Origin of the sequence: Shewanella sp. ZOR0012, assembly GCF_000798835.1 — a bacterium.
Lineage (GTDB): Bacteria > Pseudomonadota > Gammaproteobacteria > Enterobacterales > Shewanellaceae > Shewanella > Shewanella xiamenensis.
Map to the genome: position 1 here is coordinate 1,686,357 of NZ_JTLE01000094.1, position 23,433 is coordinate 1,709,789.

The following is a 23,433-nucleotide window of genomic DNA, read 5'->3' on the forward strand; positions in this document are numbered from 1 at the left end:
TCGCGTTTGCCATCTTTAGATTGTGATTTTGAAATCACTCATTCCAATTTTCAGCCTCTTTCGCTCACACACCCCTGATGTGCGCTAAATCGCGACTGACTACCTTATTTTCTTCACACTACTGAACCATATCTCCCAAAGGTCAACTCTTGCTATTACTTCAGAGGTTACTTACCTTATGCAGTAACTTATTGGGGTAGCTAAGGATCTATGATGAAGTTAGAGATGATTTGTACTGGGGAAGAGGTGCTGTCGGGTCAGATTGTTGATACTAACGCTGCTTGGTTTGCCAGCACTATGATGGAGCATGGCATTGAGATCCAAAGGCGCGTTACAGTCGGGGATCGTCTCGAGGACTTAATTGCGGTTTTCCAAGAGCGTAGTTTGCATGCCGATGTGATTTTAGTGAATGGCGGCTTGGGGCCGACCAGTGATGATATGTCTGCCGAGGCAATGGCTAAGGCTAAAGGCGAGCCTCTGGTTGAGAATCGTGAGTGGCGTCAACGTTTAGAAGATTGGTTTACGCGCAATAATCGCGAGATGCCAGTGAGTAATTTAAAGCAGGCAATGCTGCCTGAGTCTGCGGTGATGGTGGATAACCCCGTTGGCACGGCTTGTGGATTTAGAGTGAAGTTGAATCGAGCTTGGTTGTTCTTCACCCCTGGCGTGCCATTTGAACTCAAGCATATGGTGAAGGAACAGTTTATTCCTTTTATCCGTGAAGAGTTTGACCTCGACGCTAAGGTGGCGCTGAAGAAGTTGCTGACCATAGGTCATGGCGAGTCTTCCCTTGCCGACAAAATTGAGCCATTGGAGTTGCCTGAGGGGATTACCATTGGTTATCGCTCCTCAATGCCACATATTGAGATTAAGATCTTTGCCCGCGGCGAGAAGGCGATTGCTTTGCTGCCACGGGTGACTGGGCACATCAAAATGGTGCTGGGAACTGCGGTCGTCGCCGAAGATAAAGCGACGCTTGCCGAAGAGATCCATGCTAAGTTGCTGAATTCTGGATTGACCTTGAGTGTTGCTGAGTCTTGTACGGGTGGGATGATTACCAGTCAGTTAGTGGATTTCCCGGGCAGCTCTTCCTATTTGCAACACGGTCTGGTGACTTACAGTAATGAGTCTAAGGTGCGAGTGTTAGGAGTTAACCCTGCGACCTTAGACGATCACGGCGCAGTCTCTATTCCAACGGTTGAAGAAATGGCCAAGGGCGCGCGTGCTATTTTAGACAGTGATTTTGCCTTAGCGACCAGTGGGATAGCGGGACCTGATGGCGGGACCGAAGAAAAGCCCGTTGGTACGGTGGCAATTGCCTTGGCAACCCGCAGTGGCGTCTACAGCCAAATGATAAAACTGCCGCGACGTTCGCGGGATTTAGTGCGTAGCTTAAGTGCGGCGGTAGCCTACGATATGCTAAGACGTGAGTTACTCACCGAAGCTGTGATTGTGGATTATCAGTCGATAGGGCGTTTCAGCAAGTAACTTTTTGCTGACTTACGGGTTTTAGTCAGTCTAGCTGGATTAACAAAAATGCTCCCGAGGGAGCATTTTTTATGGTGAATGGTTTGCAACGCAAGCCGTTATTTAATGAACTTAAGGACTAATTCGCCAGGGACGACTTGAATGCTCTCGGTCATCTTCGCCATCAGCGCTTGATTACTGTCCTTCGTATCGAGTACATAAACGGGCTGATTCTCGAGGAAATGCCTTAAGTAGCCCATCACTTGTGGTGTCGCGCTACTGATGGCTTTCTCGATATCCTTGGGTGTTGACTCGACTTTCACCAATTCAAGCTGGCGTAGGTAGACGCTGTGGGTGGCACTGTCATACCAAGGCTTAGCCTCAAAGGTGGTTGAAAGTTGCGCCTTCAACGGATAAATAGGGTTAGTGATGGACACCTGAGTGGTTGCACTTACGCTCATAGTGTCAGGCTTTTCACCGAGTCTGACACTGATGTCGTTAATGCGCACTTGCGCGCCCACGAGTTGATTACCTTGTTTCACCTCAAAATGGATCTCTTTGCTGAGATACTGCTCCATTTCATGCTCGCTAATACTGTACTGCGTGACGCAGCCGCCAAGCAGTACAGATAATCCCAAGCAAAGGCTAAGCGTGAGTTTTTTCATTAACCTGTGTTTCTCATGCCCGCCGCGACACCGGCAATCGTCAGCATTAAGGCGAGTTGCACGTGTTCGGAAGCGGGAGCTTCGGTTGTTTCCTTGCGAGTACGAGCTAATAACTCGGTCTGCAGGAAGTTTAATGGATCGATATAGGGATTGCGCAGTTTGACTGATTCGCGATTCCACGGTGTATGCGCCATTAAGGTATCCGATTTAGTCAGCTCCAGCACCACTTTAATGCCGAGATCTAAACGCTGGCGTAAAGTTTCGCCTAAGTGGTGGAGATTGGGCGGTACTAAGCAGGTTTCATAGTAACGCGCTAAGTTAGGTTCCGCCTTGGCGTACACCATTTCTAGCATTGAAATCCGCGTGCTAAAGAAGGGCCATTCACGATCCATATCCTGTAGCAAATCCATTTCGCCACGTTGGCAGGCAGCCTGTAATGCTTCACCTGCGCCGAGCCATGCTGGCAACATTAAGCGGTTTTGAGACCAAGCGAAAATCCAAGGAATGGCACGTAAGCTCTCGATACCGCCATCGACACGGCGTTTTGCTGGGCGACTGCCTAATGGTAATTTGCCTAGTTCAACCTCCGGAGTGGCTGCACGGAAATAAGGCACAAAATCCGGCTCTTCACGGACAATACCGCGGTAAGCACTCACTGACTCCTGAGCAATTCGCTCCATGCAATTGCGCCATTCCTGCTTAGGCTCGGGCGGCGGAAGCAGAGTCGCTTCTAACACCGCTGAGGTGTACAGGGCTAAGCTTTGCACCGCCAATTTAGGCAGGCCGAACTTAAAGCGGATCATCTCACCTTGCTCGGTGACGCGAATACGGCCATCAACTGAGCCGGGCGGTTGCGACAGAATCGCTTTGTGAGCTGGGCCGCCGCCACGACCAATACTGCCTCCGCGACCATGGAACAGCGTCAGCTTAACGCCAGCCTGTTTACAGACGGCGACTAACTGCTCCTGCGCGCGATATTGCGCCCAAGCGGCTGCCATTACACCCGCATCTTTGGCCGAGTCAGAGTAGCCGATCATCACCTCTTGCATGCCTTTGGTATAACCACGGTACCAGTCGATATCGAGCAGTGCGGTAATGCACTCGGCGGCGTTATTTAAGTCGCTTAAGGTTTCAAATAGCGGCACAACCCGCATTGGATGCGTGCAGCCAGTTTCTTTGAGCAGTAATAATACGGTTAATACATCTGAAGGCTTGCTCGCCATCGAGATCACATAGGAGCCCAACGCCTTAGCAGGATGTTTAGCAATTAAACGGCAAGTGTTAAGCACTTCGGCCACGTCGGCGGAAGGTTGCCAGTTGCTCGGGATCAGCGGACGACGGTTACTGAGTTCGCGCAGTAAGAAGGCTTGTTTTTCGGTTTCATCCCAATGGTTAAAGTCACCCATACCTAGATAGCGGGTTAATTCTGCAAGGACATCGCAGTGACGGCCGGCGTCTTGGCGAATGTCGAGCCTAAGCATATGAATACCAAAACAAGCGAGACGGCGCAAAATGTCGAGCAGTAAACCGTTAGCAATCAAACGCATGCCACAGTCACATAAACTCTTATACAGCATCTCTAGCGGCGCTTTAAGATCGCTTTCTTGCCAAATCAGCGTCGACTTATCCACTTCAGGATTGTGGCCCTCAATACGGGCATTTAAGTAATCTATGGTGTCACGCAGTTTTTGTCTTAATGAGCGCAGCACAAAACGATAGGGTTCGCAGCTATTGTTGGTATAAGCCTTTAATTCATCATTAGCTTCTTCCATTGACAGTTCACCCACTAGCAACACTATATCTTTGAGGAATAAACGTGCCGCAGCATGGCGATTACGGTCTAACACTTCTTGGGTGACTTTGGCGGTCACAAAGGGGTTACCGTCGCGATCACCACCCATCCAGCTTGAGAAGCGCACTGGTGCAATATCTATAGGCAATTGCTGGCCAGTGCGCTCTTGTACTTGATCGTTGAGCTGCCTTAAAAAGTCGGGGACGGCGTGCCAGAGAGATTCTTCAATCGTCGATAATCCCCAGCGGGCTTCATCCACTGGCGTTGGGCGCTCACGGCGAATTTCATTGGTGTGCCAGATCTGAGCAATTAACTGACGCAGACGCAGATTAATTTGGCGACGTTCTCTATCGGATAATTGATCGTTTTCTTGCTCGGCGAGGCAATCCACAATCGCCGCATATTTTTGGATCAGTGTGCGGCGAGAGATTTCCGTTGGATGTGCGGTGAGGACTAAGTCGATATCAAGCGTCTTTAAGCAATCCAACATCTTGGTTTGATCGATACGGCCATTAAGCATACGGCCAAGCAACTGTTCGACCGGATCCGGTACACAAACCAGCTCATCACAGTTACGGCTAATAGTATGAAATTGTTCGGATAAGTTTGCTAGGTTGAGGAATTGGTTGAAGGCTTTGGCAAAAGGCACTAACTCTTCATCGGGGAGTGCGGTCAGCAGTTCTAGCATTTGCTCCCGTGCCGCCTCATCGCCACGGCGGGAATCTTTTGCAAGTTTACGAATTTGCTCAACCTTCTCGAGGAAAGAATCACCGAGGTGGGTGCGCATTGTATCGCCAAGGATCTGCCCTAACATACTCACGTTTGATCTTAACGACGCATACATGTCGGTCACATTGTCTGCCACATTACCTGCCATAGTTACTCCGAATAGAAAAACATCAAAATCCGCTTTGTATTAGCCCGCTAGCACAATACCCACCACAGAGGGCAATGGTCAACAGCAGAACTTATAACTTATACGACTGGCTTATCTGATATGCAACTAATCACGATAATTGTTGAAGAATATTCAATATAAATGCGAGCTAACGCAATATTTTATTATGTTTAGCCAAAGTGAATATGAACTGCATTATTTTGGCTTTGCGTACATGTATATCAGGTGTTAATAAAAAGGACTGATTTTTCAGTCTTTCATCCATAGATAACTGAGTTATAAAGAAGTTAGTGAGGTATTGTGTCATTTGCTAAGCGTGCTTGAACGAAGATTAAAGATAAAATTTAATAAAAATATATATTCACATATATTGCATAAATAGATCTTTGTGGTAGTCTAACCTGCAGTTGAGATGAGTCACCCATTGTGACCTGTAGAGTAAATATCATGATGTATAGCGTTAAGCCGTCAGTGAATAAAATAACGAGCCATTACGATTTCCCACGACGATAGTCCTGTCATCATAGATATGCGCTGTTGCGTATACGCTATTCATCTATTCTTTAAGTCTCTTTGATTTGGTTTATAAAAATACATATGAAAAATATCGCCATTATCGGCGCCAGTGGTTACACAGGTGCACAACTCACTGCTTTAGTCCATGCGGAGTCTGAATTATCAATTCAAGGCCTGTATGTCTCTGAAAATAGTTTAGATAAAGGTAGAGCTTTAGCAGATTTGTACCCTGTCTACAGCCACATTGACTTAGCTCTGTCACCATTGACTGAAGAAGCGAAGACTAAGATCGTCGCCGAGGCGGATGCCGTGGTGTTGGCGACCGAGCACTCGGTGAGTTTGCATTTAGCGGCTTGGTTCTACAACCAAGGTTTAGCCGTGTTTGACTTAAGCGGTGCCTATCGTTTCAGTGATGTGGCGCAGTACCCTAAGTGGTACGGTTTTGAGCACGAATATCCCGAGGTGCTAGCCAAGGCTGTTTATGGTCTTGCCGAGTGGAATGCCAAAGAAGTCGCCGCAACTAAGATGATTGCTGTGCCAGGTTGTTACCCAACAGCATCATTAACCGCTTTGAAACCATTAAAGAATTTACTGACGTCAGCCTATCCAGTGATCAATGCGGTTAGTGGTGTGACGGGCGCGGGTCGTAAGGCACAGTTGCATACCAGTTTTTGCGAAGTGAGCCTCACACCCTACGGCGTATTAGGTCACAGACATCAACCCGAAATTGCCACTCAATTGGGGCAAGAGGTGATCTTCACGCCGCACCTTGGCAACTTCAAGCGCGGCATTTTAGCAACCATCACGGTACAGCTAAAACCAGGCACCACCACCGCCGATGTGGCTGCGGCATACAGTGTTTATGACCAAGCTCCGCTGGTGACGGTGAAACAGAACCAGTTCCCGAAAGTAGATGATGTAGTGCTGACTCCGAATTGCCACTTAGGTTGGAAGTTTGATGAGAACAGTGGCTACTTAGTGGTTGCCAGTGCCATCGATAATTTGATGAAAGGCGCGGCGAGCCAAGCCCTGCAATGCATAAAGATTCACTTTAACCTTTAACCGTTCATCCTTATTTAAGAGAGTCGTCAAGATGTCTACCAACAACTCAGTATTAGTTCTTAAAGTCGGCGGCGCCCTGCTGCAGTGTGAAATGGGGATGGCGCGTTTAATGGATACCGCCGCAGCAATGATCGCAAATGGTCAGCAGGTGCTGATGGTGCATGGCGGCGGCTGTTTGGTCGATGAGCAATTAGCCGCAAACGGCATGGAAACCGTCAAGTTAGAAGGCCTGCGGGTGACCCCGCCGGAGCAAATGCCGATCATTGCCGGTGCTCTGGCCGGAACATCAAACAAGATCCTCCAAGGCGCAGCCACAAAGGCTGGGATTGTGAGTGTGGGTATGAGCTTAGCCGATGGCAACACGGTATCGGCCAAGATTAAAGATGAGCGTTTAGGTTTAGTGGGCGAGGTTTCTCCTAAAGACGCCACTTACCTCAAGTTTATTCTGTCCCAAGGTTGGATGCCGATTTGTAGCTCAATTGCCATGATGGACGATGGCCAAATGCTAAACGTGAACGCCGATCAAGCGGCGACGGTATTAGCTAAGTTGGTCGGTGGCAAGTTGGTGCTGCTATCGGATGTGTCTGGCGTGCTCGATGGTAAAGGTCAATTAATCCCTTCACTGAATGGTAAGCAGATTGCCGAGTTGGTTAAGCAAGGCGTGATCGAAAAGGGAATGAAAGTAAAAGTTGAAGCTGCGCTCGAAGTGGCGCAGTGGATGGGGCAGGCGGTTCAAGTGGCCTCATGGCGTGATGCAAGCCAATTAGTCGCATTAGCAAAAGGTGAGGCCGTGGGCACACAAATTCAACCATAAGCGGAGTAGGTTATGAAGCATTTACTATCGATAAAAGAGTTAACCCAGCAGCAGTTGCTGGATCTGATTACCTTAGCCAAGACGATTAAAGCGAATCCCGCAGAATATCGTCATGCACTGGACGGTAAGAGTGTGGTGATGTTATTTGAAAAGCCATCTCTGCGTACTCGTGTTAGCTTCGATATCGGTATTAACAAGCTCGGCGGCCACTGTTTATACCTAGACCAGCAAAATGGTGCCTTAGGTAAGCGGGAATCGGTTGCTGACTTTGCTTCTAACCTGTCCTGTTGGGCCGATGCCATTGTGGCGAGAACCTTCTCCCACACGACTATCGAACAATTAGCTGAGTTTGGTAGTGTGCCCGTGATTAATGCACTTTCGGATTTATATCATCCTTGCCAAGCTTTAGCCGATTTTTTAACCTTGGCCGAGCATTTTGAAAATATCAGTGATGCTAAGTTAGCGTATGTGGGTGATGGTAATAACGTTACTAACTCATTGATGTATTGCGCGGCCATTCTCGGTGCCACCATGACAGTGATCTGCCCTGCGGGTCACTTTCCTGATGGCTACGTTGTGGCCGAAGTGCAAGAGCTCGCGAGCCGATATGGCGGCAAGGTTGTACTGACTTCAGATATTGATGCGATTGAAGGTCACGATGCTATCTATACTGATACTTGGATTTCCATGGGAGATCCAACACCGTTAGCGGAAATTAAGGATAAGTTTGCACCTTATCAGGTCAATAAGGCCTTGATGGCGAAAGCGGGTGCTCACTTCTTTATGCACTGTTTACCCGCTCACCGCGGTGTTGAAGTGACCGATGAGGTCATGGATGGCGAAGGCTCCTTGATCCTGCAACAAGCTGAGAATCGGATGCACGCCCAAAATGCAGTACTGGTAACCCTATTTAGTTAATTTAACCCTGTTTAGCAGCCTACTTTCTCCAAGGTGAGAAACGAGTTATAGGAATTTAAGATGTCTATCGAGAACAAAAATACTGGCGTGAAAAAAGTCGTTTTAGCCTATTCGGGTGGTCTAGATACTTCGGCCATTATTCCTTGGTTAAAAGAAACCTACGACAACTGTGAAATCATCGCCTTTTGCGCTGACGTTGGTCAGGGTGAAGAAGAGTTAGTGGGTCTGACTGAAAAGGCATTAGCCTCAGGCGCGTCTGAATGCCATATCGTCGATCTGAAAGAAGAATTCGTTAAAGATTACATCTACCCAACCATGGCAACGGGGGCGATTTACGAAGGGACTTACTTGTTAGGTACTTCAATGGCGCGCCCAATCATCGCGAAGGCGCAGGTTGAAGTGGCGCGTAAAGTGGGTGCCGATGCCCTGTGCCACGGTTGTACCGGTAAGGGTAACGACCAAGTGCGTTTTGAAGGTTGCTTTGCGGCATTAGCGCCTGATTTAAAAGTGATTGCACCATGGCGTGAATGGACCATGCAGAGCCGTGAAGATCTATTGGCTTACTTAGCTGAGCGTAATATTAAGACTTCAGCTTCTGCCACTAAGATCTACAGCCGTGATGCCAACGCATTCCACATTTCCCACGAAGGTGGCGAGTTGGAAGATCCATGGAACGAGCCAAGCAAAGGTGTGTGGACGCTGACCGCCGATCCAGAAGATGCGCCAAACCAAGCAGAATATGTGTCACTCGAAGTTGAACATGGCCGTGTGACTAAAGTAAACGGCGAAGCTTTAACGCCATACGCTGCACTGATGAAGCTGAACGCAATTGCTGCACCACATGGCGTGGGTCGTATCGATATCACCGAAAACCGTTTAGTGGGCATGAAGTCTCGTGGTTGCTACGAAACCCCAGGCGGCACTGTGATGTTTGCCGCGCTGCGCGCGATTGAAGAGTTAGTACTGGATAAAACCAGCCGTACTTGGCGCGAGCAAGTGGGAGCCCAAATGGCGCACTTAGTGTACGACGGGCGTTGGTTTACACCGCTGTGTAAATCTTTGCTGGCGGCATCTGAGTCCTTAGCCGAGTCTGTCAACGGTGAAGTTGTGGTGAAACTCTACAAAGGTCACGCGATTGCCGTTAAGAAACGTTCGCCAAACAGCTTGTACTCTGAAGCGTTTGCGACCTTCGGTGAAGACCAAGTGTATGACCAAAAACACGCTGAAGGCTTTATCCGTCTGTACTCGTTAGCGAGCCGTATCCGCGCGCTCAACGCTAAGTAATAGGCAGACTTAAAGGGCGCCTAGCGCCCTTTTTTATATCTTAAGTTTTAACGTATTCAAAGCAGTGACCGAGGGGATTGAGCATGGCTTTATGGGGTGGAAGATTTCAGGGCGAAACCAGCGCGCTATTTAAATTATTCAACGATTCACTGCCTGTGGATTACCGTTTGTTTGAGCAAGATGTGGTCGGTTCTATCGCTTGGGCCGATGCAATTGCTAGCGTCGGCATTATCACTGCCACTGAATGCAGCGACTTGAAGAAAGCGTTGAACGAGCTGCTGGTGGAAGTGAAGGGCGATCCTGCGATTATTCTCGCCTCGGGCGCGGAAGATATTCACAGTTTCGTGGAATCTGCGTTGATCGCCAAAGTCGGCGATCTGGGAAAAAAACTCCATACGGGCCGTAGCCGTAACGACCAAGTCGCTACCGACTTAAAACTCTGGTGCCAATCCGAAGGTGCGGCATTAGTGGCTCGCCTACAAACCTTACGCAGCGAACTTATCGCGCTCGCGGAGCGTGAATTCGACGCTGTAATGCCAGGTTACACTCACTTGCAACGCGCTCAACCTGTGACCTTCGGCCATTGGTGTTTAGCCTATGTGGAAATGATTGAGCGTGATCTTAGCCGCTTAACCGATGCCTTAAAGCGCGCCAATACCTGTCCGCTCGGTTCGGGTGCATTGGCGGGCACAGCCTATCAAATGGATAGACATGCGCTTGCAGCAGCACTGAACTTTGCTTCGCCAACCTTAAACAGTTTGGACAGCGTGTCGGATCGCGACCATGTGGTTGAGCTGTGCGGAGCCGCCTCAATCAGCATGATGCACTTAAGCCGCATGGCCGAAGATTTGATTTTCTTCAACACGGGTGAAGCGAGTTTTATCTCCTTGAGTGACGAAGTGACCTCAGGCTCGTCCTTGATGCCACAAAAGAAAAACCCCGATGCGCTGGAGCTGATCCGCGGTAAAACGGGTCGTGTGTACGGCAGTTTAGTGGGTATTCTCACCACCATGAAAGCCCTGCCTCTGGCCTACAACAAAGACATGCAGGAAGACAAAGAAGGCTTGTTCGACGTGGTCGACAGCTGGGCAATCTGCTTAGATATGGCGGCGCTGGTATTATCTGGCTTAGTGGTGAATCGCCCGAATGCGCTGTTAGCCGCGCAGCAAGGTTATGCCAACGCGACCGAATTGGCGGATTATCTGGTGTCTAAGGGCATGCCGTTCCGTGAAGCGCACCATGTCGTCGGTGTGGCCGTGGTTGCGGCGATCGCTAAGAAGATCCCGTTAGAAGGTTTTACGCTGGCCGAGTTTAAAACCTTTGCCGATATCATCGAAGATGATGTGTATCCCAACCTTACCATCGAAGCCTGTTTGGCAAAACGTGATGTCCTCGGCGGCACAGCGTTGACTCAAGTTAAGCAAGCGATTGCGGCTAAAAAAGCGGGTTAATGGCAAAGTAGGTTAATCTTAGATGAGCAATAAAAAACGCGACTCAAGGTCGCGTTTTTTTATTGCTATTTACGGCTATTGGAACAAGTCATCCGCTGGCGCATCGATGAAGAGATTATTTTCATCTTGGCTTTCACTGATATATTCCTTCGGCTCAGTGCCCGAGATAAAGTATTCAAAATCACTGGTGTAATCAGTTTTACGAGTGAGCTTGCCTGTTGCAAGGTCGATCCGCACCGAGACGATTCCCTCTGGTGGAATCGCCGTGGTTTCTGGGACGCCTTTAAGCACGTTATTCATAAATTCGTTCCAGCCAGGCCCTGCGGTCTTAGCACCGGCTTCGGTCCCGGTGATTTGATCTTTTTCACCATTAGCGTTCCAAGCGGTTCTACCTAACTGGCGACCATGATCGTCAAATCCCACCCAGAAGGTGCTCGTCAGCGTTGGGCCAAAACCACTGAACCACGTATCACGAGATTCGTTGGTTGTCCCCGTTTTACCTGCAATATCATGGCGTTTAATTAATTGCGCCGCACGCCAAGCTGTACCTTGCCAACCTGTGCCTTTACTCCAATCGCCGCCACCCCAGATCACGCTCTTCAGCGCTTCGGTGATCAGGAATGCCGTTTGTTCGGAGATAATTTGCGGTGCGTAACGGCCAGTTTGTTCAAAGCAATGGGCAACTGGCTCATCGGTTTGCGCCGTTGGCTCACTAAAGCCCATTGGGTCGCTACTCGGTTGGGTTAGATTACCACTTGGCTTACAAGCTAAGGTTGGATTGGCTTTTTCAATTACATTACCGAAGGAGTCTTCTACTCGTTCGATATAGAAAGGTTCAACCAAGAAGCCACCATTCGCAAACACGTTGAAAGCCGCTGCGACTTGTAAGGGCGTTACCGAAGGTGAACCGAGGGCTAAGGACTCGTTACGAGGTAGGTCGTTAGGGTCAAAGCCAAACTTAGTCAATTCGGCGATAGCCGCATCTAAACCAATATGGCGCATGGCGCGAACCGACATTACGTTGATCGATTGCGCTAAGCCCACACGTAAACGCGTTGGGCCACCATAGATATCGGGCGAGTTTTTCGGCCGCCAGGCAGTACCTTGGCTAATATCGGGTTTATTAATCGGTGCGTTGTTAATCAGAGTCGCGAGCGTAAAGCCTCTTTCTAATGCAGCAGCATAGATGAAAGGTTTAATATTCGAACCTAATTGGCGTTTAGCCTGAGTCACGCGGTTGTATTGGCTTTGGCTAAAGCTGTAACCACCTACTAAAGTACGGATAGCGCCATTTTCCGGATCGAGTGACACTGTGGCACTCGCTACTTCGGGGACTTGCGATAATTGTAAGTACTGGCCATTGTCGCGGATCCAAATACGCTCGCCTACTGTCAGCATGTCTGAAGCCGATTTAGGTACCGCACCTTGGCGTTTATCATTAATAAATTTACGCGCCCATTTCAAGCCATCCCATTTGATGACTTTGGTTTCACCTTTAGCGGTTAATACACTGGCTTGCTGTCCATCAATGCTTAATACCGCGGCAGGTTGTAACTCTTGGACGGGTGTGACTTTAGCCAGTTCAGCTTTGATTTGTGCATTATCAGGCTTAGCACCTGTCCACAAAACAGCAGCAGGACCGCGGTAGCCATGACGTTCATCATAGGCATAAACATTATTGCGTAATGCTTGCTGCGCTAACAGCTGGAGATCGGATGAAATCGTGGTGTAGACGTTATAGCCATTGGTATAGGCTTCTTCTTCACCATATTTTTGCACCATGTAATCCCGGGCCATTTCAGAAATATAAGGGGCATAGAGATCGATTTCGGCACCATGATATTTGGCTACGAGTGGCTCCTGGAGTGCGGTTTGGTACTCCGTTTTGCTGATATACCCCACTTCATTCATCCGCATCAACACCACGTTGCGACGAGCGAGAGCGCGGGAAGGTGAAGTAATGGGGTTAAGCGTTGAGGGGGCCTTTGGCAAGCCAGCAATCATACTCATTTCAGACAGAGTCAGATCTTGGACGTTTTTGCCAAAATACACTTGAGCGGCTGCGCCAACGCCATAGGCTCTTTGGCCTAAATAGATACGGTTAACGTACAGCTCTAAAATCTCATCTTTCGTTAACAACTGCTCGATATGGTAGGAAATAAAAATTTCCTTCACCTTACGAATAATGGTTTTGTCGCGGGTTAGGAAGAAGTTACGTGCCACCTGCATGGTGATAGTACTTGCTCCTTGCTTTTTTTCGCCGGTTGTTAACATGACGATTGCTGCGCGGATTACCCCGACAGGATCGATACCACCATGCTCATAAAAGCGCGCATCTTCGGTGGCAAGGAAGGCTTGTAACAGCGGTTTAGGGACTTCTTCCAGTTTTAAGGGAATACGTCGTTTTTCACCAAACTGAGATATGAGTTTGCCATCACTACTGTAAATGCGCAAAGGTGTTTGTAATTGCACATTTTTTAGTGTCGAAACATCCGGCAGATCCGGCAAAACATAAAAGTATGCTGCAACAATGGCGCCTACGCCCAAAAGGGCTAGACTGAATAGAGCTATAACAATACGTTTTAACCACTTCACCTAAATTGATCCTAATGTTCAGTTAAGTGCGACAGTATATAAGGCGCGAACGTTTGGGTGAAGCAAAAACGTGACGGCCCTAAAATAGCGTTTGTAAAATCTTGAAACATTCTATACAAATACGTATAACGGGTTGATTTTGTGCTAATCTCTCATACTGAAATATAAATAATAAAGTGACAACGGATTATGCTTTCAAATTTATGGAAGCGTCAGGCTCCGCAAATGGTCGGAATTGATATTGGTTCCCATGAAGTAAAGGCCATTTTGCTGAGTAAGACTGCTGATGGATACAAAATATTAAGTCACGTAGCGGTTCCCGTAAAAAAGGGTGCTATTAACGATCATGATATTCGTGATACCGATGCCGTTGTTGAATGCCTCAAACAGGTAAAGCGTGCTTTGCCTAAATCGGTTAAATATGCTGCGGTTGCGGTTTCTGGTTCTGCTGTAATGACTAAGGTCATCTACATGGATGCCTCGCTTAGCGAAGAGGAAATGGAAGCGCAAATTGAGATTGAGGCTGATAACTTAATCCCCTATTCCCTTGATGAAGTCAGCATTGATTTTGAAACCTTAAACGTCAACAGTACCGATCCTTCTAAGGTCGATGTGTTACTCAGTGCTTGCCGTACTGACAATATCGATGCCAGAGTTGATGCGCTTGATGAAGTCGAGCTAGAGACTAAAGTCGTTGATGTTGAAGGTTATGCCTTAGGTCGAGCGGTTGAGTTAGTCCTAGGCCAATTACCTGAAGGGGCTCGCCAGAAAGCGGTTGCCATGGTCGATATCGGCGCGAATATGACTACTTTCTGCGTTGTCGAGTCTGGCGAAACTACGTTTATTCGTGAACAAGCCTTTGGTGGTGAGTTATTTACTCAGTCGATTCTCTCTTTTTATGGCATGTCTTATGAGCAGGCAGAAAAAGCAAAAATCGAGGGTGATTTACCGCGTAATTATATGTTTGAAGTGTTATCTCCCTTCCAAACGCAATTACTGCAGCAAATTAAGCGAACGCTGCAAATTTATTGTACTTCAAGCGGCAAAGATAAAGTCGACTATCTCGTCTTATGTGGTGGCACATCTAAACTGGAAGGCATGGCTAACTTATTGACCAATGAGTTAGGTGTTCACACCATAATTGCCGACCCTTTCCAAGGATGCCTGCACGCGGATGAATCCGTTAAAAATATACTGCAACCTAGCATTAGCAAATATATGGTTGCTTGTGGCTTAGCCCTGAGGAGCTACGGTCAATGGCGAACATAAACCTGCTTCCTTGGCGTGAAGAAGCGAGAGAAAAGCAGAAACGCGATTATATCGGCATATTGGCTGCGGTATTTTTGGGGTCAGCAATCTTAGTCTATGCTGCGCTGGCTTTACTCGAAATGATGACTGATGAGCAGCGAGCAAGAAATGCTTATTTACAGTCAGAAATTCAGCAGCTCGATGCTCAAATTGCCGAGATTAAAAAGATCACTGAACGTAAAAAAGATATTGAGCGTCGAACAGAAATTATTTTAAATCTTCAGCAATCCCGTAATTTGCCGACACACGTATTAGACGAGCTAGTGCGTATTGTTCCGCCAGGAATTTATCTATCGAGTCTTGAGAAAAAAGGCAGTTTGTTGCTCATTGAAGGTCGCAGTGAGTCGAATAATAACGTAGCAAATATGATGCGTAAGGTAAAAGCGTCTGAGTGGTTAACCGATCCCAATATGCAATCGATCGTTACCCAAGATGATGAGTTAAGACAATTGCAGAGCTTTAGTTTAAGGGTGAGCATCAAAGGAGCCATTGCTGAAGAGCCCGCAAAAGCGGCAAAAGGAGCGAGTAAATGAAGCTCGATCTCAGTCAGTTTAATGATATCGATTTTGAAAATATCGGAAGTTGGCCAAAACAAGTAAAAGTATTTTTCGCTATTTTGCTGGCTCTTTGCGTATTTGCAGCGGGATATTTTGTGGTGTTGTCTGATGCAATCGATGTGATTAATAATGAACAAAACAAAGAGTTACAGCTAAGAGAAGATTTTCAAAACAAATATCAACTGGCCGCTAATTTAAAGCTCTATCGTGAACAACTTGCCGTAATGGAAGGGCAATTTGCCGAATTGCTGAAAATGTTACCTTCAGAAAACGAGATGCCCGGTTTGCTTGATGACTTAACCTTTGCAGCAACGGATGCTGGTTTACGGATTAAAAGTTTAAATTGGGAAGCTGAAATTCAGCGAGATTTTTATATCGAATTTCCAATTAAGATGTCAGTCACTGGTGATTATCACCAGATTGGCAATATGGTGAGTGGTGTTGCTAAGTTACCTCGTATTGTTAGTTTGCATGATTTTACGATCAAACGTGATGATAGCGGTACTTTAACCATGGACATTCTTGCTAAAACCTATCGCTTTAAAGAAGGGGCAGAGTTACCCCCCGAAAAGCCTGCTAACAAGGGGAAGAAATAATGAAACTCTTACCTCTGTTAGGGATGAGTCTTTTTTTAATGGGGTGTGTTGGCGATCGTAGTGATTTAGAGCTATTTGTTACTACAACTAAAGCACAGCATGTGGCGCATATTCCACCCTTAAAAGAACCGCCTAAGTTTGAGCATTTTGCCTACCAGGCTGAGTTAATGCGTAGTCCCTTTGTTCCGCCTTCTCGCGAATTAACCGAAGAAGTCGTTGATACCAGTAAAAACTGCTTACAACCGGATTTAAAACGTCGTAAGGGCCGTTTAGAAACTTATGCTTTAGACAACCTAAAAATGCGCGGTACGTTAAGTGAAGCTAATGTAACTTGGGCGCTGATTGAAACTAATGATGGCAGTGTATATCGGATGGGCGTGGGTGAGTATCTAGGGTTGTTTAACGGACGTATAGCGAAAGTGACTCCACAGAATGTGGAAGTTGTAGAATTAATTCCAGATGGTACGGGTTGTTGGTCAGAGCGCACAAACAACATCGAACTTTCTGGAAAATAACAAGCGAAGGATGAGGGAACAATGAAATCTTCTGCCGCGATAAAAATCCCGTTATCGTTTTTATCTTCAGGCTTAGTTAAGTCTGTTATTGGGATCGCATTACTATTTGGATTTTTGCCATCGAGCTTTGCGGCAAATCGGCTAATGGATGTGAAATACCATGCTTTAGTCGATCATCAGTTAGAGGTCGAGTTAATATTTGAGGATGCGATTTCGGCTCCACAAATTGATTCAAATGCATCGCCTGCTGAGCTGGTATTGACCTTTGATGATAGTATTTCTGGTCTTTCTAAAGATCGCTTACCGATTAATCAGGTCGGTGTTAAAGATCTAGTGACCTCGCAGCAAGATGCGCGTTTGACAGTGACTTTAGGTTTATCCAAAGTCAAACCTTATCAAGGTAGCGTAGTAGGTAATTCTTATCGCTTAACCATTAATGATGAGGTTGTGAATTCTCAGGCAACAGCAAATAGCCCATTTGTTAATAGTATTAAAAATATCGATTTTCGACGTAATGAAAATGGCGGTGGCGATTTATTAGTCTATCTAAATAGCCGCTCTGTTGCGGCCAACGTTGAGCAAATTGGCGCCAAACTAGAGGTTCAGCTTTACAACACTGACATCAACAATGACTTGTTGTATGTGATGGATGTACAGGATTTTTCTACGCCAGTTAAAAACTTTGAAACCTTTAAAGATGACTTAACGACTCGCATCATAGTTGATGTATCGGGTAATTATGAGTTCAATTATAAGCAGGAAGATAACCTCTTTAGGTTGTCGATTAATAAGGTTGAACGTACTGTAGCGACTAAAGATATTAAGAAATATAACGGTAAGACCCTTTCATTAAACTTCCAGAATATTTCTGTTCGTACCGTATTACAGATTATTGCTGACTATAACAACTTTAACTTAGTGACCAGTGATACTGTTGAGGGAGATATTACTCTTAGGCTTGACGATGTACCTTGGGACCAAGCACTGGATTTGATTTTGCAAACCAAAGGACTCGATAAGCGCATCGAAGGTAATATTTTGATGGTGGCGCCGAGTGAAGAACTTGCAATTCGCGAAAGTCAAAATCTAAAAAGTAAACAGGAAGTTAAAGAGCTTGCGCCGCTTTATTCTGAGTATCTGCAGATTAACTATGCCAAAGCGACCGACATTGCCGAGCTATTAAAAGGCACTGACTCAAGTTTATTGTCTCCTCGCGGTTCTGTGGCCGTTGATGAGCGCACCAATACGGTACTCGTCAAAGATACCGCTGAAATCATCGAAAATATTCATCGTTTGGTTGAGGTGCTTGATATTCCGATCCGCCAAGTGTTGATTGAATCACGTATGGTTACCGTAAAGGATGACGTGTCCGAAGATTTGGGTATCCGCTGGGGAGTTACTGATCAGCAGGGTGATAAAGGGACCTCTGGTTCTCTAGAAGGGGCCGGTGATATTGCCAATGGTACGATACCGAGTTTAGATAATCGTTTGAATGTGAACTTGCCTGCGGCCGTCACTAACCCAACTAGCATCGCCTTCCATGTGGCTAAGCTCGCCGACGGTACTATCTTGGATCTAGAGCTCAGTGCACTAGAGCAAGAAAACAAAGGTGAGATTATCGCGAGCCCTCGTATCACGACCTCTAACCAAAAATCGGCGTATATTGAGCAGGGTGTTGAAATTCCCTACGTACAATCCACGTCAAGCGGTGCGACCTCGGTGACCTTTAAAAAGGCGGTGTTGTCACTAAGGGTGACACCACAAATTACACCGGACAATCGTGTGATTCTGGATCTTGAGATTACACAGGACTCACAGGGCAAAACGGTGGATACGCCGACAGGTCCAGCAGTAGCGATTGATACACAGCGTATTGGTACTCAAGTACTTGTCGACAATGGCGAAACCATTGTATTAGGTGGTATCTACCAGCAGAATTTGATTAGCCGGGTTAGCAAGGTACCTATTTTGGGAGACATTCCTTTGGTCGGTTTCTTATTCCGTAACAGTACCGACAAGAATGAGCGCCAAGAGCTATTGATTTTTGTAACACCTAAAATTGTGAATGAGAAACTCTAACTCTATGTAGTCGTTCGGATAAAGCCAGCACCACTTGCTGGCTTTATTATTTATAAAATACAATTCTTACCATAAATAGCGAGCATCACTTGCCAGACTAGACATTAAACTGAGATAATCCTCGGTCAAGTCTCATAAGAGCAAGGTAACATACAGTAGGTCGGCTTGATCATGAGTCGATATAGGCATACTTTTCATTAAGATTCAGACGTACAAGAAATGGCTGAAAAACGTAATATTTTTCTGGTAGGCCCAATGGGCGCAGGTAAAAGCACAATTGGTCGCCATCTGGCGCAAATGCTGCATTTAGAATTCCACGATTCAGATCAAGAGATTGAGCAACGCACAGGCGCTGATATTGCTTGGGTGTTTGATGTAGAAGGCGAAGAAGGTTTCCGCCGTCGTGAGGCTCAGGTTATTGCTGATCTGTCTGAAAAACAGGGTATTGTCCTTGCCACTGGTGGTGGTTCAGTTCAGAGCAAAGATATCCGTAATCATTTATCTGCTCGCGGTATTGTGGTTTATCTCGAAACCACTATCGACAAACAGGTTGCGCGAACTCAAAGAGACAAGCGTCGCCCATTACTGCAAGTAGATGATCCGCGAGAAGTATTAGAGAGCCTCGCAGAAATCCGTAACCCTCTGTACGAAGAAATTGCTGATGTGATCGTTAAAACTGATGATCAAAGTGCAAAGGTTGTTGCGAATCAAATCGTTGAGAAATTAGGTTTCTAGGCAGAATGACACAACAAATTCAGGTTAATTTAGGTGAACGTAGTTACCCCATTTACATTGGCCAGAGTTTGATGAGTGATAGCGAGACTTTGTCTCGCTATCTGCTGAAAAAACGTATCCTTATCGTCACCAATGAAACCGTCGCGCCCTTGTATCTAAACCAGGTTCAAGACACGATGGCTTCGTTTGGTGAGGTATCTAGTGTCATCCTTCCCGATGGCGAACAATTTAAAGATTTAACGCATTTAGATGTTATTTTTTCGGCTCTACTGCAACGTAATTATGCCCGAGATTCTGTGTTGGTGGCCCTCGGTGGAGGGGTGATTGGTGATATGACGGGGTTTGCCTCGGCATGTTATCAACGTGGTATCGATTTTATTCAAATCCCTACAACGCTTTTATCCCAAGTGGATTCTTCGGTTGGCGGCAAAACGGCGGTCAATCATCCTTTGGGTAAAAATATGATAGGGGCTTTTTATCAGCCACAAATTGTCATTATTGATACTGACTGTTTAAAGACCTTGCCGGCGCGTGAGTTTGCTGCGGGGATGGCGGAAGTTATTAAATATGGCATTATGTGGGATGCTGAGTTTTTTCAATGGCTTGAGGATAATGTTCAAGCACTAAAAAGCTTAGACACTCAAGCCTTAGTCTATGTGATTTCCCGCTGCTGCGAAATTAAAGCTGATGTGGTCAGCCAAGATGAAACAGAGCAGGGCGTGCGCGCGCTTTTGAATCTTGGGCATACCTTTGGTCATGCTATTGAAGCTGAGATGGGCTATGGTAACTGGTTGCACGGTGAGGCCGTTGCGGCTGGCACAGTCCTTGCTGCTCAAACCGCTAAGTCTTTAGGATTGGTTGATGAGTCAATTGTCCGTCGTATTGTGCAATTGTTTCAAGCCTTCGATCTTCCTGTAAAAGCGCCGGAATCAATGGATTTCGACAGTTTTATTCAACATATGCGTCGCGATAAGAAAGTGTTAGGCGGTCAGATCCGGCTGGTACTTCCAACGGCCATTGGTCGAGCAGAAGTATTTAGTCAAGTCTCTGAATCTACCCTAGAACAGGTTATCTGCTGCGCATAAACCTTGTGTGGTGGATGAGTGACATTTCAGGGGCAAGTCTTGCTTCCCTCACAGGAAGCCCTCATACAAAGATTGCATCATGTTGCCAGTTATAGCGACCAATTGCTGGTGCTTGTTGGCGGCCAAGGTTCGGGCAAGACAACGCTGCTCACTGCATTAGCTACCGATTTTGATGATTCAAATGCGGCGCTGGTTATCTGCCCTATGCATGCCGATAACGCTGAGATTCGTCGCAAGATTTTAGTGCAGTTGATGTCATCCCCCATTTTTGATGATGAGATCCCCCTCGCCGAAACCATTCTGCGTGTAGCTCAAAATCAAAGTAAACCGTTACATATCATTATCGATGATGCTCATTTGCTCTCAAAAGAGCTATGGGCAGAATGCATCATACTCAATCAAATTCAGTGTGCGGGACAGCGGATAGCTGTGACCTTAACGGTTCCTCCAGCATTTTTAGCCGATTTATTGCCACAATTACCCGATTCTCTCCGGCGGCAGATCCTGCCTATTAGTATTGAACCGCTAAGTTTGCCTGAGCGGGAAGCACTGTATCAAACCTTGCTGCGATACAGTGACCAAAATCCATTTACTCCAAGAGACATTGTTCGCGCACAACTTGAAAAACAAACGGGTACTCCTCAGGAAGTCGTTACCTTGCTGGAACTGGCGCTACATGGCCAGAGTGAGAAGAAGTCAGCCTGGGTACAATATAAGCTAGCGTTGATTGGACTTTGCAGTTTGTTGATTACCATTTTGATTTGGTTTGGATTGGCTCAACCCTTTTCCGATGAGCCCGTGCTTGACGTGGTCACTTATCCCGCATTGGATTCCGACGAGTTTTTAGCCCATGGTCAACGGATATTAACGCCCTATTTTAAACAACGTGAGGAGTCGTTAGCACAGTCTTTATTATTGCAAGCGGCGCAGCAAGCTGATCCTTTGGCGGGATTTCATGGTGAGACTCCAGCCGAGAATGAGTCCGCCATAACACAACCGATTGATGAAGCCACAAGTAAGGCCGAAAACAATGTTGTGACTGCTAGTAACAATACATTACATGAAGATATCGCTAAGAACGATAACGTTCATCCAGCGAAGAACATCACGGCTGCATCAATAACTAATGTAAAAACTCGGCCAACGTCCGGTTATACCATCCAAATAGCTACAGTCTCCCAGCGTGACACAGTCGAGTCGCTGTTGAAAAAACTGCATTCTGTGCCGGATATTCGAGTCGCTAAATACAAACAATTTTGGGTGGTGCTGGTGGGACAGTTTAGCGACAGTCAATCGGCGCAACAGTCTGCCGCAGAATTGGTCAAACAATATCGTTTGAGTCAACCCATGATAAAAAAATGGGCTGAGCTCGGTGGTTATCAATTACAAGATGCGCTTCCAAGCGGTGAAATTTCAGAATAAACAGAGTACAATCATGGCCTTTATTTTTGTCGGCATTCATCAAGTTAAATGATCAAAAAACATAGAGCCTTCCTGAAATGGGCTGGCGGAAAATTTAAATTGGTGGATGAGCTCTCGAACTATTTACCCACGGGTGAACGTTTAGTTGAGCCCTTTGTTGGCGCAGGTTCGGTATTTTTAAATACTGACTATCCCAGCTATTTACTCTGCGATATCAATCAAGACCTGATAAATCTCTACAACATAGTCAAAGAAAGGCCCTTGGAGTACATTGCGGCTGCTAAGAAGCTATTTGTCGATGAGATGAATCAGAAAGAAGCCTACTATCGCGTGCGTACAGACTTTAATAAATCTCGCGATCCTTTCCTGCGTTCGGTTTATTTCCTGTACCTCAATCGTCATGGTTTTAATGGCTTGTGCCGTTATAACCGCAAAGGCGGCTTTAATGTACCCTTTGGCTCCTACAAGAAGCCTTATTTCCCCGAAAAGGAAATCTTGGCCTTTTCAAAGAAAGCGCAACGCGCCGAATTTAAGTGCATTGGCTATGAAAAAGCCTTTGAACAAATCCGAATTGGTGATGTGATTTATTGTGATCCACCCTATGCGCCATTATCCTCCACGGCGAGTTTTACTACCTATGTCGGTGCAGGCTTTAGCTTAGATGATCAGGCGTTGCTCGCGCGTTATTCGCGGCATATGGCTCTTGAACAGCGCATTCCTGTTGTGATTAGCAACCATGATATTCCGCTGACGCGAGAACTGTATCGCGGCGCGCATCTCGCTAAGATCCAAGTGCAACGCAACATTAGCCAAAATGGTAGTGGCCGCAATAAAGTTGACGAGTTGATTGCTTTATACGATGAGACTTACGATCCGCAGGATGACTAAAGACTAAAGACTAAAGACTAAAGACTAAAGACTAATTACTGATGACGGAAGGTTTCAGTTATTTGCTTATCTAGCTAACGACTTGGCTAACCAGCAAAATAAGGCTGGCAACTAAGGCTATCGCTAACACGATTCCCATCAAAATGTACGGTAATGGTGAATTGGTCTGGAAGTCTTTTTGGCGATTTTTATCTGACTGCACCCCAAAGAAGGCGGCTATCGTACTGTGAAAGACTTGCCAGATCCGGCTTAGCATCAATAGGACTGTTGTGAATTGGCAGGTTTCATGTCATCGATAGGTTTATCTTGATGACCATGGAGCAGTTCAAGCAAGTCGACAAAATGGAACTGGCTAGAGCGATTTTTGCCAGTAAGCCAGGTCTTCCAACTTAAAGTTTGCGCCTGTTCAGCACAACGGTTATTCGGATGGCTGCTAGGTAAGCTATTGTTGTAACGAGTATCACTACTGCAAGCGCAGGCGGAGGTATCGTTACCTGCGGTCAGTTTTTCGACACCAAAGGCTAAGGAGGCGACTACCACTGCGGTAAATGCCAACATCATCGACGACTTAAATGTCACCGAGCCTAAAATGTGTGAAAACTGTGTTAACCGCCCTTTCATGATACTTCCCTTGAAATCATTAAATGATCCACGCTAGCTGCCCGAGTATAACAAACTCGCTTAGTTTATGAACAATAATTTATCAATCTTCACTAAAATCTTTCTAACGCTTCAGCTTCTCCTAGGACTTACCGTAGGTTGTGAGTACTGGAATTGAGCTTCTAT

The 23,433-nt window shown here is 46.4% G+C and carries 20 protein-coding genes; 15 read left to right on the forward strand and 5 right to left on the reverse strand.

All coding sequences use genetic code 11. The features are described 5' to 3' along the window. Positions 1–213 precede the first annotated feature (213 nt). Entirely contained in the window at positions 214–1,488 is a 1,275-nt protein-coding gene (locus L976_RS09070) for a CinA family nicotinamide mononucleotide deamidase-related protein (protein WP_047536205.1), read from the forward strand. 98 nt (positions 1,489–1,586) lie between these two features. Here the strand turns inward: L976_RS09070 and L976_RS09075 are convergent, their stop codons facing one another. Next, positions 1,587–2,132 (reverse strand): DUF1439 domain-containing protein, encoded by a 546-nt coding sequence (locus L976_RS09075; RefSeq protein WP_047536207.1) that lies wholly within the window; start codon positions 2,130–2,132, stop codon positions 1,587–1,589. Further along, positions 2,132–4,801, reverse strand: coding sequence for a phosphoenolpyruvate carboxylase (ppc, locus tag L976_RS09080; protein ID WP_047536209.1), 2,670 nt, complete (start codon positions 4,799–4,801; stop codon positions 2,132–2,134). Before ppc ends, L976_RS09075 begins: the two co-directional genes overlap by 1 nt. A gap of 618 nt (positions 4,802–5,419) precedes the next feature. Here ppc and argC point away from each other — a divergent pair. The 5 genes from argC (at position 5,420) to argH (ending at position 10,867) form a co-directional block, all read left to right on the forward strand. After that, positions 5,420–6,400, forward strand: a complete 981-nt coding sequence (argC, locus tag L976_RS09085) for an N-acetyl-gamma-glutamyl-phosphate reductase (protein WP_047536213.1) — start codon at positions 5,420–5,422, stop codon at positions 6,398–6,400. A 31-nt stretch (positions 6,401–6,431) separates the two neighbouring features. After that, a complete protein-coding gene (gene argB, locus L976_RS09090; protein WP_037424139.1) occupies positions 6,432–7,214 on the forward strand; it encodes an acetylglutamate kinase in 783 nt (260 codons plus the stop codon). 12 nt (positions 7,215–7,226) lie between these two features. Continuing rightward, positions 7,227–8,132 (forward strand): ornithine carbamoyltransferase, encoded by a 906-nt coding sequence (locus L976_RS09095; RefSeq protein WP_047536215.1) that lies wholly within the window; start codon positions 7,227–7,229, stop codon positions 8,130–8,132. Between the two features lie 60 nt (positions 8,133–8,192). Then, a complete protein-coding gene (locus L976_RS09100; protein WP_011624428.1) occupies positions 8,193–9,416 on the forward strand; it encodes an argininosuccinate synthase in 1,224 nt (407 codons plus the stop codon). 83 nt (positions 9,417–9,499) lie between these two features. Then, positions 9,500–10,867: an argininosuccinate lyase gene (argH, locus tag L976_RS09105; protein WP_047536218.1), complete on the forward strand. Its 1,368-nt coding sequence runs from the start codon at positions 9,500–9,502 to the stop codon at positions 10,865–10,867. A gap of 75 nt (positions 10,868–10,942) precedes the next feature. On the opposite strand, the gene L976_RS09110 is transcribed toward argH, so the two are convergent. After that, positions 10,943–13,462 (reverse strand): penicillin-binding protein 1A, encoded by a 2,520-nt coding sequence (locus tag L976_RS09110; RefSeq protein WP_047536221.1) that lies wholly within the window; start codon positions 13,460–13,462, stop codon positions 10,943–10,945. A 189-nt stretch (positions 13,463–13,651) separates the two neighbouring features. Here L976_RS09110 and L976_RS09115 point away from each other — a divergent pair, with 189 nt between their 5' ends. The 9 genes from L976_RS09115 to L976_RS09155 all read left to right on the forward strand — a co-directional run bounded on the left by L976_RS09115 (position 13,652) and on the right by L976_RS09155 (position 22,647). Then, positions 13,652–14,731 (forward strand): pilus assembly protein PilM, encoded by a 1,080-nt coding sequence (locus tag L976_RS09115; protein ID WP_037424154.1) that lies wholly within the window; start codon positions 13,652–13,654, stop codon positions 14,729–14,731. Further along, the gene (locus tag L976_RS09120; RefSeq protein WP_047536223.1) at positions 14,719–15,303 is read left to right on the forward strand and encodes a PilN domain-containing protein; all 585 of its coding nucleotides are present in this window, start codon (positions 14,719–14,721) and stop codon (positions 15,301–15,303) included. Before L976_RS09115 ends, L976_RS09120 begins: the two co-directional genes overlap by 13 nt. Next, positions 15,300–15,923: a type 4a pilus biogenesis protein PilO gene (locus L976_RS09125; protein WP_037424160.1), complete on the forward strand. Its 624-nt coding sequence runs from the start codon at positions 15,300–15,302 to the stop codon at positions 15,921–15,923. Before L976_RS09120 ends, L976_RS09125 begins: the two co-directional genes overlap by 4 nt. Then, a complete protein-coding gene (locus tag L976_RS09130; RefSeq protein ID WP_037424163.1) occupies positions 15,923–16,438 on the forward strand; it encodes a pilus assembly protein PilP in 516 nt (171 codons plus the stop codon). The genes L976_RS09125 and L976_RS09130 overlap by 1 nt, the downstream gene beginning before the upstream one ends. 21 nt (positions 16,439–16,459) lie before the next feature. Next, on the forward strand, positions 16,460–18,517 hold the full coding sequence (locus tag L976_RS09135) for a type IV pilus secretin PilQ (RefSeq protein WP_037424166.1): 2,058 nt from the start codon (positions 16,460–16,462) through the stop codon (positions 18,515–18,517). A 219-nt stretch (positions 18,518–18,736) separates the two neighbouring features. After that, positions 18,737–19,252, forward strand: coding sequence for a shikimate kinase AroK (aroK, locus tag L976_RS09140; protein WP_037424170.1), 516 nt, complete (start codon positions 18,737–18,739; stop codon positions 19,250–19,252). Between the two features lie 5 nt (positions 19,253–19,257). Beyond that, positions 19,258–20,337, forward strand: coding sequence for a 3-dehydroquinate synthase (gene aroB / locus L976_RS09145; RefSeq protein ID WP_047536226.1), 1,080 nt, complete (start codon positions 19,258–19,260; stop codon positions 20,335–20,337). Between the two features lie 18 nt (positions 20,338–20,355). After that, on the forward strand, positions 20,356–21,759 hold the full coding sequence (locus tag L976_RS09150; protein ID WP_047536228.1) for an AAA family ATPase: 1,404 nt from the start codon (positions 20,356–20,358) through the stop codon (positions 21,757–21,759). Between the two features lie 48 nt (positions 21,760–21,807). Next, entirely contained in the window at positions 21,808–22,647 is an 840-nt protein-coding gene (locus L976_RS09155) for a Dam family site-specific DNA-(adenine-N6)-methyltransferase (protein WP_037424184.1), read from the forward strand. Positions 22,648–22,717: 70 nt separating this feature from the next. Here the strand turns inward: L976_RS09155 and L976_RS09160 are convergent, their stop codons facing one another. Continuing rightward, the gene (locus tag L976_RS09160) at positions 22,718–22,903 is read right to left on the reverse strand and encodes a DUF2970 domain-containing protein (RefSeq protein WP_037424187.1); all 186 of its coding nucleotides are present in this window, start codon (positions 22,901–22,903) and stop codon (positions 22,718–22,720) included. Beyond that, positions 22,903–23,268: a hypothetical protein gene (locus L976_RS09165; protein ID WP_037425148.1), complete on the reverse strand. Its 366-nt coding sequence runs from the start codon at positions 23,266–23,268 to the stop codon at positions 22,903–22,905. Before L976_RS09165 ends, L976_RS09160 begins: the two co-directional genes overlap by 1 nt. Positions 23,269–23,433 lie beyond the last annotated feature (165 nt).